Annotated in this window: 9 protein-coding genes; 7 read left to right on the forward strand and 2 right to left on the reverse strand. The window is 42.2% G+C overall.

The window, feature by feature from the left end; all coding sequences use genetic code 11:
* The first annotated feature begins 556 nt into the window (after nucleotides 1–556).
* The 3 genes from BDI_RS02435 (at nucleotide 557) to BDI_RS02445 (ending at nucleotide 6924) form a co-directional block, all read left to right on the forward strand.
* A complete protein-coding gene (locus BDI_RS02435; protein WP_011966031.1) occupies nucleotides 557–3802 on the forward strand; it encodes a SusC/RagA family TonB-linked outer membrane protein in 3246 nt (1081 codons plus the stop codon).
* Between the two features lie 25 nt (nucleotides 3803–3827).
* Entirely contained in the window at nucleotides 3828–5315 is a 1488-nt protein-coding gene (locus BDI_RS02440; protein ID WP_005855620.1) for a SusD/RagB family nutrient-binding outer membrane lipoprotein, read from the forward strand.
* A 136-nt stretch (nucleotides 5316–5451) separates the two neighbouring features.
* Nucleotides 5452–6924: an ATP-binding cassette domain-containing protein gene (locus BDI_RS02445; RefSeq protein WP_011966032.1), complete on the forward strand. Its 1473-nt coding sequence runs from the start codon at nucleotides 5452–5454 to the stop codon at nucleotides 6922–6924.
* Between the two features lie 77 nt (nucleotides 6925–7001).
* On the opposite strand, the gene BDI_RS02450 is transcribed toward BDI_RS02445, so the two are convergent.
* Nucleotides 7002–8372 (reverse strand): RagB/SusD family nutrient uptake outer membrane protein, encoded by a 1371-nt coding sequence (locus BDI_RS02450; protein ID WP_005855624.1) that lies wholly within the window; start codon nucleotides 8370–8372, stop codon nucleotides 7002–7004.
* Nucleotides 8373–8392: 20 nt separating this feature from the next.
* Nucleotides 8393–11206, reverse strand: a complete 2814-nt coding sequence (locus tag BDI_RS02455) for a SusC/RagA family TonB-linked outer membrane protein (RefSeq protein WP_009017729.1) — start codon at nucleotides 11204–11206, stop codon at nucleotides 8393–8395.
* 674 nt (nucleotides 11207–11880) lie between these two features.
* Here BDI_RS02455 and BDI_RS02460 point away from each other — a divergent pair.
* From BDI_RS02460 to BDI_RS02475, 4 genes are all read left to right on the forward strand, one after another.
* The gene (locus BDI_RS02460; protein WP_005855628.1) at nucleotides 11881–15054 is read left to right on the forward strand and encodes a SusC/RagA family TonB-linked outer membrane protein; all 3174 of its coding nucleotides are present in this window, start codon (nucleotides 11881–11883) and stop codon (nucleotides 15052–15054) included.
* A gap of 27 nt (nucleotides 15055–15081) precedes the next feature.
* A complete protein-coding gene (locus tag BDI_RS02465) occupies nucleotides 15082–16554 on the forward strand; it encodes a SusD/RagB family nutrient-binding outer membrane lipoprotein (protein WP_005865342.1) in 1473 nt (490 codons plus the stop codon).
* Between the two features lie 43 nt (nucleotides 16555–16597).
* Nucleotides 16598–17098, forward strand: a complete 501-nt coding sequence (locus tag BDI_RS02470) for a lipid-binding protein (RefSeq protein ID WP_008780938.1) — start codon at nucleotides 16598–16600, stop codon at nucleotides 17096–17098.
* Between the two features lie 188 nt (nucleotides 17099–17286).
* On the forward strand, nucleotides 17287–18465 hold the full coding sequence (locus BDI_RS02475; RefSeq protein WP_005855634.1) for a site-specific integrase: 1179 nt from the start codon (nucleotides 17287–17289) through the stop codon (nucleotides 18463–18465).
* Nucleotides 18466–18471 lie beyond the last annotated feature (6 nt).

Genomic DNA, 18471 nt, shown 5'->3' on the forward strand with positions numbered 1-18471 from the left:
TTAGTTTTAAAGATTTACGTGAGGCAAATGTATTCATTTATTTTGGAAGGAACATAGTCTACGAAGAACGATTTTATTTACAAGTGAAAGCGAAATAGGTTGAAATGCTATGATTCTTAAGGAAATCTTCTTTTTTTTATCAAAGATCAAATAGTTTGTTAAAATGATATTAAAATATTGTATAATCTTTATTGTTGTAAAATAGATTAACTGAAAAACACCTATTGCTTGATTGGTTTTGTGTTATTATGATATTGCTTATGTGTCAAAATATTCATTTAATAGGTCTAAAAATGACGTTGTGAAATATATTTGACTGTTTTAATGACATGAAATCATTGTATTATTTGTTTTTAACAGAAAATATTCTTTATATTTGCAGTGTGAGGATTAGGTGTATGTGTGATTGTATGTAAAAGTAAAGTGAATATTTTAATGTAATTTTATATATATGCATGTATAATCCTGCTGTTTTAAACTAAGTTCTTCGTAAACTATGGTAAGTTATGTGTGAAATTTGATTTAAATAATTAATTGTTAAATAAAAAGTGTGTTTATGAGAAGGTTGACTTTTTTGTTATTATGCTTGTTTATAGGCATAGGAGTCGCAACGGCACAGACGATGAAGATAACAGGTAATGTTATATCATCGGAAGATCAGCAACCCGTGATCGGTGCGGCTGTCGTTGTGAAAGGCACTACGATTGGTACGGTTACGGACTTTGAGGGAAACTTTAGTTTAGATGTACCGAGAGACGCTAAGATGATCTTTATTTCTTATGTAGGATTGAAAACGAAGGAAGTACCTGTGGCATCCGTGATCAACGTTGTTTTGGACTCGGATTCAAAAGCGTTGGATGAGGTGGTTGTAACCGCTATGGGTTTGACTCGTGAGAAGAAAGCCTTGGGTTATGCCCTGCAAGAGGTGAAATCTGATGAGTTGACAAAAGCTGGCCAACAGAGCTTGGCGACCTCACTTTCCGGTAAGATCGCCGGTGTGCAGATTACTTCTCAAGGTGGACAGGTTGGTGCGTCGCAGAATATCGTGGTTCGCGGTAATTCCTCTTTTGGTAATAACCAACCGTTGATCGTTGTGGACGGTGTGCCTATCGCTAATGATAATGCGAAAGGTGCCACTGTAAACTTGGGTTCCGGCTTGAATGATATTAATCCGGAGGATATAGAGTCCATCTCTGTGTTGAAGGGTGGATCTGCCGCTTTGTATGGTATGCGTGCCGGTAATGGCGTTATCTTGGTTACTACTAAATCCGGTAAGAAAGACAAGGGTGTATCTATCTCTTATGAGGGTGATATCACGATTGACCGGGTTTATAATTTGCCTAGATTGCAGAATAAATACGGACAAGGCTATTACGCTTCCGAGTATGATTGGAAGGAAGCGCAAGCGGGGGGATATTCTGGCGATTATCAAGCTTTTGCCTTGGAGAATGGTTACAATTATGTAGATGGTATGGGGAGTGGTATCAACGATAACGCGGATGAGTCTTGGGGACCTCGCTTGGATATCGGATTGAATTTGCCGCAATACAATAGCCCGGTGATCGATGGCGTGCGTCAGGCTACTCCTTGGGTTTCCTGCCCGGACAATATCAAGAATTTCTTCCAAACGGGTTATTCAATGAATCATACGGTGGCTTTGTCTGCCTCTACGGATAAAACGTCTACACGCGCATCTTTATCTTTCCGTGATCAAAGCGGTACGACCCCGAACACTGATCAGAAGCGCTATGCTATGGCGGTGAACACGAAAATGACGTTTAATAAGTATATTGATTTCGACTTGTCTGCGAATTATATTCGCACGAAAAGCGCGAACTTGCCGGGTACGGGATATAACAGTACGAATGCTTTGCAGTCTATCATGCAGTGGTTTGGTCGTCAAGTTGATTTGAAGGATTTGAAGAATAATTGGGATCAAGTGGATGAGTATGGAAAATATACGCATTATAACTGGATACAGTCTTTCCATGCGAATCCGTATTGGACATTGAATAAGAATACCAATAGTTATGATCGTAATCGTTTCTATGGCAAGACCTCTTTGTATATCAAACCGACCGATTGGTTAAAGTTTGAAGGTCGTATGGGCTTGGATCATTACGATTCTAATCAGTTCTCTCGTATTTTATGGAATATCGACTATCCGAATGGATATTTCCGTAGCTTCGACCGTTCGATGACTGAGTTTAACGCGGACTTTATCGCCTACGTGAACAAGAACTTCGGTGATTGGGCCTTGAATGGTTTGGCTGGAGCCAACTATCGTGATTATCAAACAGCTATCATGGGGACAGGTGCGGACGAATTGACCGCAGAGGGATTGTTTACCGTAGCGAACGCTCATGGAACCCCGTACACCTTGAACGACCATGAGAAACGTCGTTCAAACTCTGTATACGCTAATGCCTCTATCGGCTACAAGAATATGGCTTATGCCGAGGTAAGTGTCCGTAATGACTGGGACTCTACGATCAAGGACGCTTTCTTCTATCCTTCTTTCAGTGGTAGCTGGATCTTGACCGAGACATTCCCCGGATTGCAAAATGGCGATTATTTGAATTTCTTGAAATTGCGTGGTGGTTGGGCAAAGATCGGTTCCGCAACGGACCCGTATCGTTCGAACGCTTATTATTCATTGATCAGTTCTTCGTTCAATGGTACTACATTGTTCTATAATCCGACAATCCTTCCTCCTACAAATCTTCGTCCGGAGAGCGTAAAGACTTGGGAAGTTGGTGTTGAGGCTAATTTGTTCAACAATCGTTTGCATATTGATGCCGCATATTATAATAAGGTGACGAGCGATCAGATCATGAATGCGAATGTGGCTACCTCTACCGGTTATACCTCTATGTATATCAACGCTGGAAAGATCAGCAACAAGGGTGTCGAGTTGCAGGTATCCGGTGATATCATCAAGAATCCGAAGGGATTCAACTGGACGGCTACGTTGAACTGGGCGAAGGATAAGAGCCGAATCGATGAGCTTTATACAGATCCCGTTACCGGACAGTCCTTGGACGCTTACCAAATCGGTAGTAGCTGGAGCGTGAAGAACTATGCTATGGTCGGTAAGAGCTGGGGTACTTTGGTAGGTACTGGTTACGTATATAATGAGGATGGCTCGATCTTGGTAGAGGATGGTATTCCTGTGTACGAGGCCGGAAAAGAGATCGGTGATGTTACGCCGAAGTGGTTGGCTGGTTTCAGCAATGAGTTCTCTTATAAGGATTGGAGCTTCGGTTTCTTATTGGATTTCCGTTTGGGTGGTGACATATATTCTGTTACACAAGCATTCGGTTCTCAGACGGGTATCTTGAAACACACGGCAGAAGGCGATTTGCGTGAGAATGGCGTCGTACTTGGCCAGAATTATATGACGGACAAGGTCTTCAAGACCGCAGATGGTAAGATTAATGATGTCGCTGTCAACGCGGAGGACTTCTTCTATAATTATTATACGATTTGTGAGATGTCTGTATTCGATGGTTCTTACTTGAAATTGCGTGAGGCTCACCTGACATATAATTTCCCGAAATCAATTCTAGAGAAGACTAAATGTATCAAGGCCGCTCATGTATCATTGGTTGGTACGAACTTGGCGTTGCTTTGGGTGCATAAGTCAAATATCGCTCATATTGATCCGGAGTCTACAAGTACCGGTGGTGATGATCCCGAGACTGCGGCTACAAGCAGAGGATTCAACTCTGGTGTAGGTTTTGAGTCCAACTCTTATCCTCCTTCTCGTAGTTTTGGTCTTAAGTTAGGTGTAACATTTTAATCAACATTAATCTGAGGAATTTAATATGAAAAGATATATCAAGAATTTCATGATGGCTATGATGGTCGGCGCTACTGTATTCGGTAGCTCGTGTACCGATTCGTTTGAGGAGGTCAATACAGACCCAGATAGCCCTACGGATGTGCCTACGACGAATCTTCTGGCGTATTCTTTATATTACACATCCTATCGTCTGTATGATCGGTGGTTCGCAATGGATGAGCCGATGACTTTCTGCGGATATGCTTCGAAGATGACTTATATCGACGAGTCCCGCTATAATTTCCGTACGGGTGTACAGGATACGAACTGGGAGTATTTGTATCGTATATTGAATAACCTGAAAGATATCGAGAAGCGTGCCACGTTTAATGAGACTCCTAATATGCTGAACGTATCGAAGGTTATGCAGGTTCATTTGATGCAGGTGGCCACGGATCGTTGGCGTGATGTCCCTTATACGGATGCCGCTAAGATGACGGATGGAATCTTGCAGCCGAAATACGATAAGCAAGAGGATATTTATCCGGGCTTATTGGCTACGTTGAAGGAAGCAGCGGATGGCTTTGCCGATGGTGGTAGTGATGACTTAGGCGAGGGAGACCTGTTATTCGGTGGTGATATCGAGAAGTGGCAGAGATATTGTAATTCTATGCGTCTTCGTTTAGCGATGCGTATCTCAGAGGTTTCCCCGGCGTTGGCTAAGGAGACCGTAGAGGAAGTTATGGGTAATCCCACTAAGTATCCGATCATGGAAAGCAACGATGATAATGCTTTCTTCTGGTGGATCGGAACAGACCCCAACTATTACGAACCGATGGCAGACGGTTATCGTACACGTAAGACGGAGTATTGTGCCGCAGACGTGATCGTGGATCATATGAATACACGTGAGGACCCTCGTCGCTCATCTTATTTCCAACCCACAAAAGAAAGTGTGGAGGCCGGTGAGCCTAAGTATGTAGGTTATACGATCGGGGCGAAAGCGAATGCGGTAGCTTCTAAATATTCCATTTGGGGAGCACGTTTCTTTACGGACTTGGCTGGTTTTTCTCCTTATATGCGTGTCGCTGAGCCTTGGTTCTGTGTCGCTGAGGCATCTATGTTGGGATGGAATACCGGAATCTCCGCAGAGGACGCATACAATAAGGCTGTTACCTATTCCATGGAAGAGAATAGCGTATCTGCCGAAGATATAGCGGATTACCTTGCGAACGCGGGTAAGTTCACGAATGATAAGAAACAGATTTATTATGAGGAATGGGTTGCCATGTTCAAGCAAGGAATGGAAGGTTGGTCATTGTATCGCCGTACAGGCGTGCCAGACAACTTGTATCCGGCTCCGGGCCGTCCGGCAAACTATTCTAATCATAACGTACCCCCGTTCCGCTCTCCGTATCCTGATAAGGAACGTAATTTGAACAATGCGAATTGTGCTCCCTTCGATGCGGAAGTCGTGGATAATTTGTGGGGTAAACAAATGTGGTGGGATACACGTACAGGCGTTCATTAACTACTAGTTAACATAGACATACCAAGTGCCTGTATACTATAGAGGGGCTGCTCGTGATGAGTGGCCCCTTTTTTTGTCATTATGCTGTCATTTTTTAATAAACTATGTACCTTTGTCCGGCTTATTTAGAAAAAAGATGGAAAAAGAAGGAATGATGGTGGTCGATATTAAGAATATCGTTACTCGTTTGCCGGAATTGCGGTTTACGGCACCCGTGAATTGGAGAATTGATGAAGGGCAGCAATGGGCTGTGGTCGGTCCGAATGGCGCTGGTAAAACCTTGATAGCGGATATTATGCAGCGTAAATTCGCTTTTAAGGAAGGTGAGGTCGTGTTCTCCGGGGATGGTAAGGTGAGTGACTTTATCAAGAGTATAGCGTTTAAGGATATTTATTCGTTGGCGGATTGCCGGAATTCTTATTACCAACAGCGTTGGCATTCGACAGAGACGGAGGAGATGCCTACTGTCGAGGAATTGTTGAAGGAATATGCCGGTTCTGATAATTTAGCGAAGATATTGATTCTTTTCGGCATAGAGGATTTATTGCCTAAGCGGTTGATCTTTTTGTCAAGTGGTGAATTACGAAAATTCTTGATTGTCCGGACGTTGCTTAGCCGTCCTCGTGTCTTGATCTTGGATAATCCTTTTATCGGCTTAGACGCTCCTTCCCGGGATTTATTGGTAGAGATGCTGGGGCAAATGACAAAATTGAATGGTGTTCAAGTTGTCTTGTTATTATCTAACCCCAATGACATACCGGCAATGATCACGCATGTGTTGCCTATCCATGATCGTACTTGCTTGCCTCCACTGACTCGAGAGGAGTTTATGTCGGATACGGAATTAATCGCCCGTCTTTTTCCAACGGAAGGCATTCATGCATGCGAGGAAGTTGGAAAGGTTCGTTTACCTGTGGATATGAACAAGATAGCCTCTTTACATGAGGTGACTTTACGCATGGAACATGTGAAAATACGCTATGGTAGCCGTACGATCTTGAAAGATTTGGATTGGGAAATCAAGAACGGGGAGAAGTGGGCGTTATTCGGTCCGAATGGTGCCGGTAAGTCTACCTTGCTGAGTTTGGTTTACGCGGATAATCCCCAGTCGTATGCGAATACGTTGTATTTGTTTGATAGAAAGAGAGGTTCCGGGGAAAGTATTTGGGATATCAAGAAACGTATCGGATATGTATCGCCGGAGATGCACTTATATTATAAAGAGAATGTCCCTACCTTGAATATTGTCGGTTCCGGCTTTTTCGATTCGATCGGTTTGTTTCGTAAGTGTAATGCGGAGCAAGAAACGGTAGCCTTGGAATGGATGAAAGTTTTTGGCATCGAACATTTGAAAGACCGTTTATTCTTGACCTTATCATCGGGAGAACAACGTTTGGCTTTATTAGCGAGAGCTTTCGTGAAAGACCCCGATTTAATTATATTAGATGAGCCTCTCCATGGTCTGGATGTGAGCAATAAGAAAAAGGCGGCTGCTATTATCGAGCAATTCTGCGATCGCCCGGGAAAAACCTTGATTTACGTAACCCATTACCCGCATGAATTACCTGCTTGTGTAGACAAGCGGTTCGAGCTAGTGAAGCACTCGTGAGCGTACAAAGAAAAAGAGGATGTGCCGTGGTGAAGTGGCACATCCTCTAAAATCAATAAATACTTATGGATAAAGGATTAATATCCTGGGTTCTGTATCAACTGACCTCTTGATACGGTGATTTCTCCGATAGGAATTGCCATGATCGTACGGTAATCGCCCGGCTTAACCTCACCTACGAATTTATTGTTGACAGACTTGCCGTTACGCCAAGCGTCCCAAGCGGTATGTCCTTCCGTGAATAATTCTAGGCGTCTTTCCAGTAAGATATCATCCAACGTGATAGAAGCGACATCGGTATAATTCTCAATACGATTCTTGCGTAACGTATTCATATATCCGGCGGCCGCGGAGGTATCCCCTGCTTTTAGTGCGGCCTCGGCCGCTATTAGGTAAACTTCGGAAAGGCGCACGACCTTTGGATTGTTTACATAGATTTGCCCGTCACGTCCCTTATACTTTTGCGGATAGGTCCCGTCATAGCCATTATCGGTCTCTTTTGCGAATAATTCCGTACGGATATCTCCCGGATGCTTAGCCAGCTCTTCCAGGAAAGATTCAGTAGCGGCACATTCACCGTAGCCGGAGGCATGTGTAAAATAACCGATAGAGTTACGTTGCGCGTTATAATTCGGGGTAACTAAGATCTCGAATATAGCCTCGTTCGTTCCTTCCTTATCCCATGCGCCTATATATTCATCCCGTGTGTATAACTTATAAGGAGAGGAAGCGATAATCTCCTTACAGTCAGCCAGTGCCTCTTTATTCTTTTCTAAGTAAAGGTAAGCGCGTGCGCGGATCGCTAAAGCCCCCCAATAATTGATGTGTCCGGTTTGTTTATCTTTACTCAAAAGAGGCAATGCGGTCTCGATATCTTTCAATATCTGGTCGTATGTCTGCTGTAAGGTCGCCCGGGTCCCGATATAATCCGTGGGATAAACCTCTGTGGAGAGTACGATGCCCAGATCGTTCATATCTGTTGTTGATGGTAATTTAGCGAATACTCTGGCTAAATCGAAATGATACAAGGCGCGCATAGCGTATAGTTCTCCTTTCAATATGTCTACATCCGCACCTTCAAGATTCTCGGCGGCGGCTAATACATTATTAAGGCGAGCTAGACTATTGTAGAATAATTTATAGAAACTATAAACCATCTCATCGTTTTTACCTGTTTGGTAACGATACATGGGGCCGGCATGATTCACCGTGGAGATAGATTGGAAATCCCCACTTCGTAAATCGGCCAGCAATGTGAATTCCGCTCCATACGAGCCTACCTCTGTAGCCTGTTGCTCGTATACGCCATTCACGGCATTTGTCAAATCGGCTACGGAAGAGATTGCGTCTATCGTAGGTAATTGGGTAGATGATGTCTTTTCTAGGACATCATCGCAGGAGGCCGTTAATAAGGCGAACGCTAGACCTACTAAATATATCTTTTTCATATAGATTCTATTTTAATAAATTATAATGTGATGTTTACACCAAAGACAAAGCTTTTAGAGACCGGGGTATCTACCTGGCGATAACCATTCAAGGGAACATCCGGGTCGATGCCTTTTGTCTTTGCCCAGATCATGAACGGATTATTCGCACGGAAGTACACACGCAGATTACTGAATATGTTTTTCAATACCGGTACATTGTATCCCAAGGTGATTTCACGCATACGGATATTGTCAGAAGATACGATGGTACGACTGGAGAAGCGATCCGAGCGATATGGATTCTGGTAGATAGGCTTCGGGTATAAGGCGTTGTCGCCCGGGTTCATCCAATAATTACCCGCTACGCTCTTTTCTAGGTTGAATGAACCTAAACGGAATCCGTCATGATGGAAGAAGTAGTTCGGATAATCGAATATATCGCCACCAAATTGATAGGTAATCAAGAATGAAAGATCGAAATCATATAACCGGAACGTGTTTGTCAAACCTCCCGTTACGTCGGGAATGGCTTTGCCTACGATTCCTTTTTCAGCCTCATCGTACTTGTTCACTACTCCTTTGCTATGATCGTTTGGATCTTTCCAGAATTCTCCTAGTCCTGTATCCGGATTCACGCCTTTCCATTCCGGCAGATAGAAAGTATACATGGATTCTCCCTCTCGGTGCAGATACATATCGCCGTCTCCATATTCGATGTCGTTATGGTTCGGCAATTCCTTGATCGTCGCCTTCTGGAATGTAAGGTTGAAATTCGTGTCCCATGAGAAGTGCTGATTCTTGATGTTTTGGGAATTTACCTCTATCTCGATACCGCTATTGCGTAGCTTACCAAGGTTTTGCCAGTTTTTCTCAAAACCTGTGACGATAGAAGTCGGGATCTCGAATAACAGGTCGGTCGTTGTTTTGTTGTAATATTCTACTGTCAGATTTACTCGGTTGAATAAGTTCCAGTCAAAACCCACATTCATGTTTTTGGACTTCTCCCAACCTAATTCCTCATTTCCTGCTTGATTCCAATAGATGGCGGAAGAGGGGCCATAACCACCAGAGAACGCATATAACGCTTGGTTCGCGTAATATGAGCCCGGCAAGTTTCCATTTGTACCGTAAGAGAAGCGAACTTTTAGATCAGAGAACAATTCATTGTCTTTAAGGAAATTCTCGCCACTGATGCGCCATGCGCCAGATACGGACCAGAAATTCGCCCAGCGATTATCGGTTCCCAAGCGAGAAGAACCATCCCGACGGAAACTGGCAGACAGATAGTATTTATTGTCGTAATTATAGTTGCCGGTAGCCAAGTAGGATACGATTCCGGAGCCAAATACTTCGCTGGATGCGCCATCTGGTTGTCCGTTTCCTAATTCCGGTAACTTGTCGGTTGAGTATTGTTTTGCCGTAGTATAGATGGCTGTCAGTTCGTCTTCTGTTACCTCGAAACCACCTAGGATGTCAAAATTATGAACATCGTTCCATGTATTAGCGTAGCGTAACGTGGAAGAACTTGTTAAATTGCGGTTCTCGTAAGTATAGCGAGATCCCAAGCCGCCTACGGCCTTACCGTCCACGCTGTTGGGAGACCAATACTCAAAGTGTTTCGTATCGATATAGTCGTAACCAAAAATCGTCTTGAACGATAATTGCTTGGAGAATTTTACGCCTAAATCAATGTTAGACATACTACGCATTACACGGGATTTAATCCATTGTTCCTTGCCCAACATTAGATGCGGATTGGAAGCGGCACCCCAGTTTGAGTCGGCGTTGTATGTACCGTCCGGATTCTTTACGGGAGCCGTCGGGTCTGAGGAGTACACCAAGCTCAGTGGAGAAGCAGTACCGATACCTTGATCTTGATTTTGCTGATCACGGAAACCATTTTGGGTAGTGAATGCGATCATTTGCTTAACACCGATAGTCAACCAATTATTTACTTGATGATCTAAATTGATACGACCGGAGAAACGTTCGAAATCGCTACCGATTACGATACCTTCCGCATTATTATAACCAAGACCTACATAGAATTGTGTACGGTCGTTACCTCCGTTTACGGATAATTGATGGTTATGCGTCAAGGCTGTACGGTAAACCTCATCACGCCAATTGGTATCCGTGTTACCCGATGGGTCGTTGAAGAATGCTTCCATGTCGCCTTCCTTGTCAATCAAGGCGTATGCTTGATCACGGTTGCCAGCGAGTCCGTTTAGGATATAATAATTGGAAATCGCTTCTTTTCCGTACAGGAGCAATTCGGAGGCATTCATTGTCTCGTACTGTTTTACAGCCATATTGCTCCAGCCGACCTCGCCATTGTAACTTACTTTCGTCTTGCCTCTTTTTCCGGCTTTGGTCGTAATGATGATAACGCCATTCGCTGCACGAGAGCCGTACAAGGAAGCTGCTGCGGCATCTTTCAACACCGTCATGCTCTCAATATCATCAGGGTTCAAGGAGCTTAGCAAACTGGACTGTTTCCCGTAGTATGCCATATCTGAGTCTGATTTTACAGGCACGCCATCCACGACATATAGAGGAGACTTGGCTGCGCTGATAGAGCCGACACCACGGATATTGATATCACCGGGAGCTCCTGGATCACCAGTGTTGGAGGTTACGCGAACACCGGACATCTTTCCAGAAAGAGCCTTATCCAAGGACTCTTTGGAGCCAGCTACGATATCTTCTGCGTTTACCGCTTTAGCGGATCCCGTGAAAGATGATTTTTTCGCCGTACCATAAGCGACAACCATAACTTCATCCAGCTCTGTCGCCGCCGTATTCAAAACAACTTTCATTACATCTTGGATTGGAGCTTCTTTCGCAACCATTCCGACGTATGAAAATACCAGAGTCTTCGCGGAACCTATGAATAATAGGTTATTTTTTATTATTACTTAGTTTTCGCGGAACCTTGTCATTGCTTGTGATTATTCAGTAACGCTCAAGAAATAACTTGTTACAATTTTCATGCGATCATTTCTTTGCGGATCGGATTGCGAGAAGGTATTGGCTACTTATGCGTAAATAATTGAAAATAAGCGAATAATAATAACGACTATCGGCTACTCAAGTGAATAACTAACGGCTATACCTAGCCGCTAACTAACAGCTTGGGAAGTGAATAACTAATCACTTGAAAAGCCTTTCCTAGGTCTTTGGGTGTTGTAGAACTTATGACTTATATCGGAGCCGTCCTAAGTTATTTTTTAATGCATACCTAATATATATTCCTATTTTTCAAAATGTTAAAAATATGGTTCTTTGTTAATGATCTAAGCTGTAATATTTGGTGTACATATTACGGCATTTAAATTGTGGTTGAAAAAGTCTCCATATTTTCTACCCATTAGCCTTTTCTTGTTGTTTTATTGAAATTTTTTAATTATTTATTTGTTATAATAAATTTATTGTTACATTTGCATTCATACGACCCTTAAAATATAAGTCTTTGAATATCTATTGCGAATATATTATATAAGTTAAACAAAAAAAGAGTGTGTCTATGAACAAGTTGACTTATCTTTTACTTTGCCTAGTTTTAGGCATTGGATTGGCCACAGCTCAGACGAGGAAAGTAACAGGTACTGTTATTTCCGCCGAAGACAGTGAACCGATTATTGGTGCGTCTGTAATAGTCAAGGGTACTACTACAGGTACAGTAACGGATTTTGATGGTGTGTTCAGTTTGGATGTACCAAGTTCCGCGAAGACTCTGGTAATTTCTTATGTGGGTATGATTGCTCGTGAGGTTCCGGTACAAGATGTGTTGAGGGTAGTCCTTCAGTCTGGTACCCAGAATCTTGAGGAGGTTGTCGTAACTGCGATTGGTATGAAAAAGCAGGAAAAGGCGTTGGGCTATGCAGCCTCTACTGTGAAGAGTGAAGATTTGAATGCCGCTAAGTCTGGATCAGTGATGTCAGGTTTGACTGGTAAGGTTGCGGGTTTGAATATTACTAGCGGTGGTGCTACAGGCTCTTCTCAGAAAGTAATCGTGCGTGGTATCAGTTCTTTCAGTGCTAATCAACCTTTGTATGTGGTGGATGGTGTGCCTATTATGAATGATTTCCAAGGTGAGGATTCTTTCTCTAACTCCGTGGATTTTGGTAACCAAGCTAATGACATTAACCCAGAGGATGTTGAGTCTGTAACAGTCTTGAAGGGTGCTTCCGCTACTGCCCTTTATGGTAGCCGGGCTGCTAATGGTGTTATCATGGTGACAACAAAACGGGCTGGGGCTGAGAGGCTTTCTGTTACGTACGATGGCTCATTTATGGGATCTAGCGTATTGCGTGTTCCTCAAACACAAGATCGTTTCGGACAAGGATGGGGATCTTTCGGACCTATGGAGAATGGTTCTTGGGGACCGGTTTTGGATGGTCGTGATCATATCTGGGGACCTTACTCAGACGGCTCAGAAGGTTTATTAACTCCGCTTTCTAAGCCTTTCTCGTATGTAAAGAACAATCTTCGTGATTTTTATGAAACTGGTTTTGAGACGAATAATAACGTCTCGATTCGTATGGGTAATGATAAACTTGGTTTTGTTGCCTCCTATGGTAATGTGAAGTCTGACGGTGTATTACCGGGTGACGCTGATTCATATGCTCGTAATACAATCTCGTTAAGAGGTAATATGAAATATAAACGTTTTTCTGCGGAATTAAACTTGAACTATGTCCGTAAAGATATCACACAAGCTGCTGCTGGCCAAGGAGATGATGGTGCAACGATGTTTTCTGAGATTTTGCAACATGCCGTGGATGTAGATATTAGCTCAATGAAAGATTATACGAATCCTTATTTTAATACGGATAACTTCTATACAGCTTATGCGGAGAATCCATATTGGGTGTTAGATCATAATCGTAATAAGTATCAAGATGACCGTGTCTATGGTAAGATCGAGCTTGCTTTTGAGATTATGAAAGGTTTGAAGGCGGTTGGACGTTTAGGTGGTGACTTTACGAACGCTACTCAAAAGAGATGGAATGAAAAAGTGACTTTCGCTTCAGGGTCTTGGAGTGAATTAGGTGGTAAGAAGCAGCAGCCCGGTACTTATACGGAACGTCGTGACAAGGTGGAGCAAATTGATGCGACCGCTTTCTTAAACGCGGATTATAAAATCGGTGAGGATATCGCTTTGAATGGTATGATTGGATGGAACTTGAATCAACAAACGAGTTCTTATTTGAAATCTTATCTGTATGGTTTGGAGCAACCGGGATGGTTTAACTTAGCGAATGGTGTTGATAAGCCCATGACTACGACTTACTCTGATAGACGCCGTTTGGTTGGTTTGTTCGCTCAAGGTGAGTTTGGTTACAAGAATTTCTGGTTTGTGAATGCTTCTATTCGTAACGACTGGTCATCTACTTTACCTCAAGGAAATAATAGCTTTTTCTATGGTGGCGTGAATACTTCATTGATCATCACGGATATGTTTGAGGATTTGAAATCTGATTATCTGAATTTCTTGAAGGTTCGTGCAGCTTGGGGACAGACTGGTAACGATGCTCCGATTTACCGTACTAGCAGTTATTTTACACCGACTCAAATCAGTTTAGGTTTTGGAGATTTATATTTACCTATTAATAATACATTAGGCTTGACAGAGTATAATCGTTTGCCGAGTATGGATCTTCGTCCGGAGATCACGACAGAATGGGAGTTCGGTTTAACAACGCATCTGTTTAACAATCGCTTGGATATTGATGCTGCTTATTATAATAAGAGTACGAAAGATCAGATAATATCTGCTAGTCTGGCTCCGGAGTCTCGCTATACGTCTATGACCCGCAACGTAGGTAAGATTGCGAATCAAGGTGTCGAGTTGGCAGTGAATGGTATTCCTGTTCGTACGAAAGATTTCGAGTGGGGATTAGGTTTTACTTTCAGTAAGAACTGGAGTGAGGTGAAAGAGTTATGGGATGATGTAACTGAGTATAAATTGACAAGTTCCTATCAAGTGGATTTCGTTGCGGAAGTAGGTCAGCCTTTGGGCGTTTTCAAGGTTCCGGCTTTGGCCACGACTGATGATGGTAAGGTGATCGTTGATAATAACGGTATGCCGACAATTGATGCTAGCAAGAAAGAGATCGTAGGAACGTCTACACCTAATTTCTTGATGGGCTTTAATACGCATTTCACATGGAAAGGGATTACTTTATCAGCGGTGTTAGATTGGCGTAATGGCGGTGAGTTCTATTCATATACCTCTCAATTGCTTACATTTGCCGGAAACTCTACTTATACGGTGTTTAATAATCGTGAACCATTTGTGGTTCCTAATTCCGTGAAAGTCGTAAATGGTCAATACGTAGAGAATGATATACCTATCGTACATTGGGGAGGTGCTTCTAGCGCTGTTAATACCTACTATAATAACGCCTCCAACTACGCTCAGTATAGAAATTGGATTTTACCTAAAGATTACTTGAAATTAAGAGAGATTACACTTTCTTACTCTTTGCCGAAAGCATGGTTGAAACAAACCCCATTCTCTATGGTTCAAGTTAGTTTGATCGGACGTAATTTATTTATGTGGACCCCGAAAAAGAACAACTACGTAGATCCGGAAGGTACGAATTATGGTAATGACATCTTGTCTGAAATTGGTGAATTTGGTGCGGCTCCGACAAACCGTACGTTTGGTGGTGGTATTAAAGTTGTATTATAATAAGTAACTTTAAAAAGTAAAGATAGTATGAAAAGAAACAATTTAATATATACAGGACTGGTTAGCTGCTTGTTGATGGCGACTACAGCTTGTTCCGATTATTTGGATATTAACCAGAATCCGGAATATCCAACGGAAGCCTCTTCTTCTACTTTGCTTCCTTCTGGTATCGCAGGAGTAGCAAGTATTGTAGGTGGTACTTACGAATTATATGGTAGCATGTGGTCTCAGCAATGTACGCAGGGACATACATCCAACCAGTATAATACATTGGTTAACTATACGATAACTAACGCATCCGATTCTCGTTTATGGTCTATACCTTATTCAATAGCACTGCCAGACTTGGATTTGGTTATCAAAAGCTCTGAATCGGCTCAAGAATGGAATTATTGGGTAATGGGTAAGACTATGACTGCCTTTATGTATCATATCCTAGTGGACTCTTATGGCTCTATTCCTTTTACAGAAGCTATTCTTGGGAATGAGAATACTACACCGAAATATGATGACAGTAAGACTGTGGTTTATCCGGGATTATTAGCGATGTTGGACGAGATTATCGCTAAAAAAGCGGAAGCTACCGCAGGTGGTTTGCCTTCGGTTACAAAACAAGACTTGGTGTTCGCTGGTGACGTGAATAAGTGGATTCAATTTGCGAAGAGTTTAAAGCTAAAATTGTTGATGCGTGATTTCGATACGAATAAAGCTGCTATCAAGGCATTGCTCGACGAAGGAGATTTGCTGAGTGTAGACGCTAAGATGGACTGTTTTCAAGATTTGGAAAATAAATCAAATCCATTGTATGAGAATGACCGTCGTAAATTGAATTCAACTGTAAATATTCGTGCGTGCGCTACGGTTTGCGATTATTTGAAAAAATATGAGGATCCTCGTTTAAATGATTTTTATTCACCTAATACGGATGGCTCCGGCGAGACAACAGCTTTGAAGTATGGTGACCGCCCAAACTCGGTAGCGGTAACAACTCGTATGATCTCTGTGGCTAAGCTAGGTCCTACAGATCCTGTTTATTTTATGTCTGCTGCTGAGGTAGCGTTCCTGCAAGCGGAAGCTTACGCTCGTTTGAATGATGTGGCTAAAGCGAAAGTGGCTTATGAGCAAGGTGTGAATTATGCGTTTGAACGTTGGGGGTATTCTGCTGCCGAGTTTATTTCTGAAGGTGCTCCTTATGCATTCGATAGTACGGACCAAAATTCAATGCTTACCTCTATTTTGACCCAGAAGTGGATCGCTTCCACTCGTTGTCAAGCATGGGACGCATGGTTTGATATCAATCGTACCGGTATTCCTGTTTTAGGGACAAAGCATGTGGATGAGGAAGGATATATTTGGGGGCAGTTGACTCCTTGCATTGGTTCTGCGTTGGCTCCGGGTGAATATCCTCGTCGTTTATTGTATCCGAAGTCATCTTCAGACTATAACCCTAATACTCCGGCGGTAGTTCCGTTAGCGGAAAAACAATGGTGGCATAAATAAATGGGTGTTATAAATGTATATTAATCAGAAAAGCTTTTTGAATATGAAACAGATAAATAAATTACTGGTTATCTTATTGGCGTTGGTCACCTTTTCTTCTTGTGAGACTTATGGTGATTACGAGATAGAATACACGGCTATTTACCCTTTATGTGGCGAATGGGTAGTTAATGTTACAGGTGAGGATGGTGGTGTCTTGGCGGAAGGTGTGACCTGCAATACTTACAATACGACTGATGATGCCACGGATAAGATGTGGATAAAAATGAGTGTTGCCACAAACGACTGGGGAGTACGTGGCAAGATTCATTGCGATGTCACTTCTAAATCTTTTGATGGGGATGGTATCGCTAATCTGCTCCATGCGGATGATGGTATAAATTCTACTGTAACCTTCAATATCTCTGGTAAAGTAATTGTGGATGGTTATACTACTCAAGCCAATACAAAAGTGGATGCCATTGAATTTACCTTGACTCAAAATGGAAAGTCGATGACGGTTAAGGGATTCCGTAAAACAGGTTGGGAAGGTGAAGATTATTGATATGATTTAATATCTCGAAAAGTAGGAGAGGCCTGCCATGTATTTGGTAGGCCCTTTTTATTTACTTGGATATATGGTTTTTTATTAGTAGGTAATCCGTGATAACAAACTTTTAGTTTGTAGATTGTGCTACAAAGAACTTATTATTGTTCCTTCGTGTTTACAATCAGATAATATATAAATGTATCATGGAAAAAGTAATTTACAACTTAGTGTTTAATCGAAAAAAGCAATTGAATGCGGAAGGAAAAGCTTTGATTCAAGTAGAGGCCTATTTGAATAGGCAAAAGAGGTATTTTTCAACGAAGGTTTATGTGAAACCTTGTCAATGGGACAACAAGAGACGTTCCATAAAGAATCATCCGAATATGGATGCGTTAAACCTGTATCTTCAGAACTATGTTATGGAGTTGGAGAGAGATGAGCTGGAGAAGAGACAAGCGAATAACGGTTTTTCGTTGAAGGATCTGCGTGAGGAGGCTTCTTCGACATCTACGTCTTCCTCTTTTCTTGTTTTCATGCGTGAGGAGATTTTACATAGTAATTTGAAAGAATCGACATTAAAAAACCATTTGTCCACTTTGCATGTTCTATCCTTATATAAAAAGGACGTTCTGTTTAAGGATATTAATTTCAATTTCTTATGCGATTTTGAATATTTCTTATTGAAGCAGGAGTATCATCGAAATACGATCGCTAAACATATGAAGCATTTGAAACGATATATCAACTTGGCGATTAATAAGGAGTTGTTCGAGTTGCACAAATATCCATTTCGGAAATATAAGATTAAATATCAAGAGAGTAAGCGTACTCATTTAACGCCTGAGGAGTTAGGTCGTTTGGAAAACTTAAAGCTGGATGGGCAGCGTACATTGCGCCGGTGTCTGGATATGTTTTTATTTAGTTGCTACACGGGATTACGTTTCTCAGACATAGTAAGTATAACGAAAGAGAACTTTTTGATTATTGATGATAAGGTTTGGCTGGTTTATTCATCGGTGAAGACAGATGTGAGTGTCCGTTTGCCGCTATTCCTCTTGTTCGAGGGTAAATCTTTACCTATCTATGAGCGATATAAGAATGCGCCGAGAACCCTGTTTGGTGTTCCCTTATCCTCTAATTCAAACGTGAATAAGCAATTACGCCGAATCAGCCAATTGGCAAGTATTGATAAGAAGGTATCTTTTCATACGGCTCGGCATACAAATGCTACCTTATTATTATATAATGGAGCGAATATAACTACGGTACAAAAGTTGTTAGGGCATAAAAGTGTTCGTACTACCGAAATCTATAGCAATATCATGGATATGACGATTGTCCGCGATCTTGAGAAGATTGAGACACGATTGAAGTTCGGCTAGAATGTG

This window comes from Parabacteroides distasonis ATCC 8503 (genome assembly GCF_000012845.1).
Taxonomy (GTDB): Bacteria; Bacteroidota; Bacteroidia; order Bacteroidales; family Tannerellaceae; genus Parabacteroides; species Parabacteroides distasonis.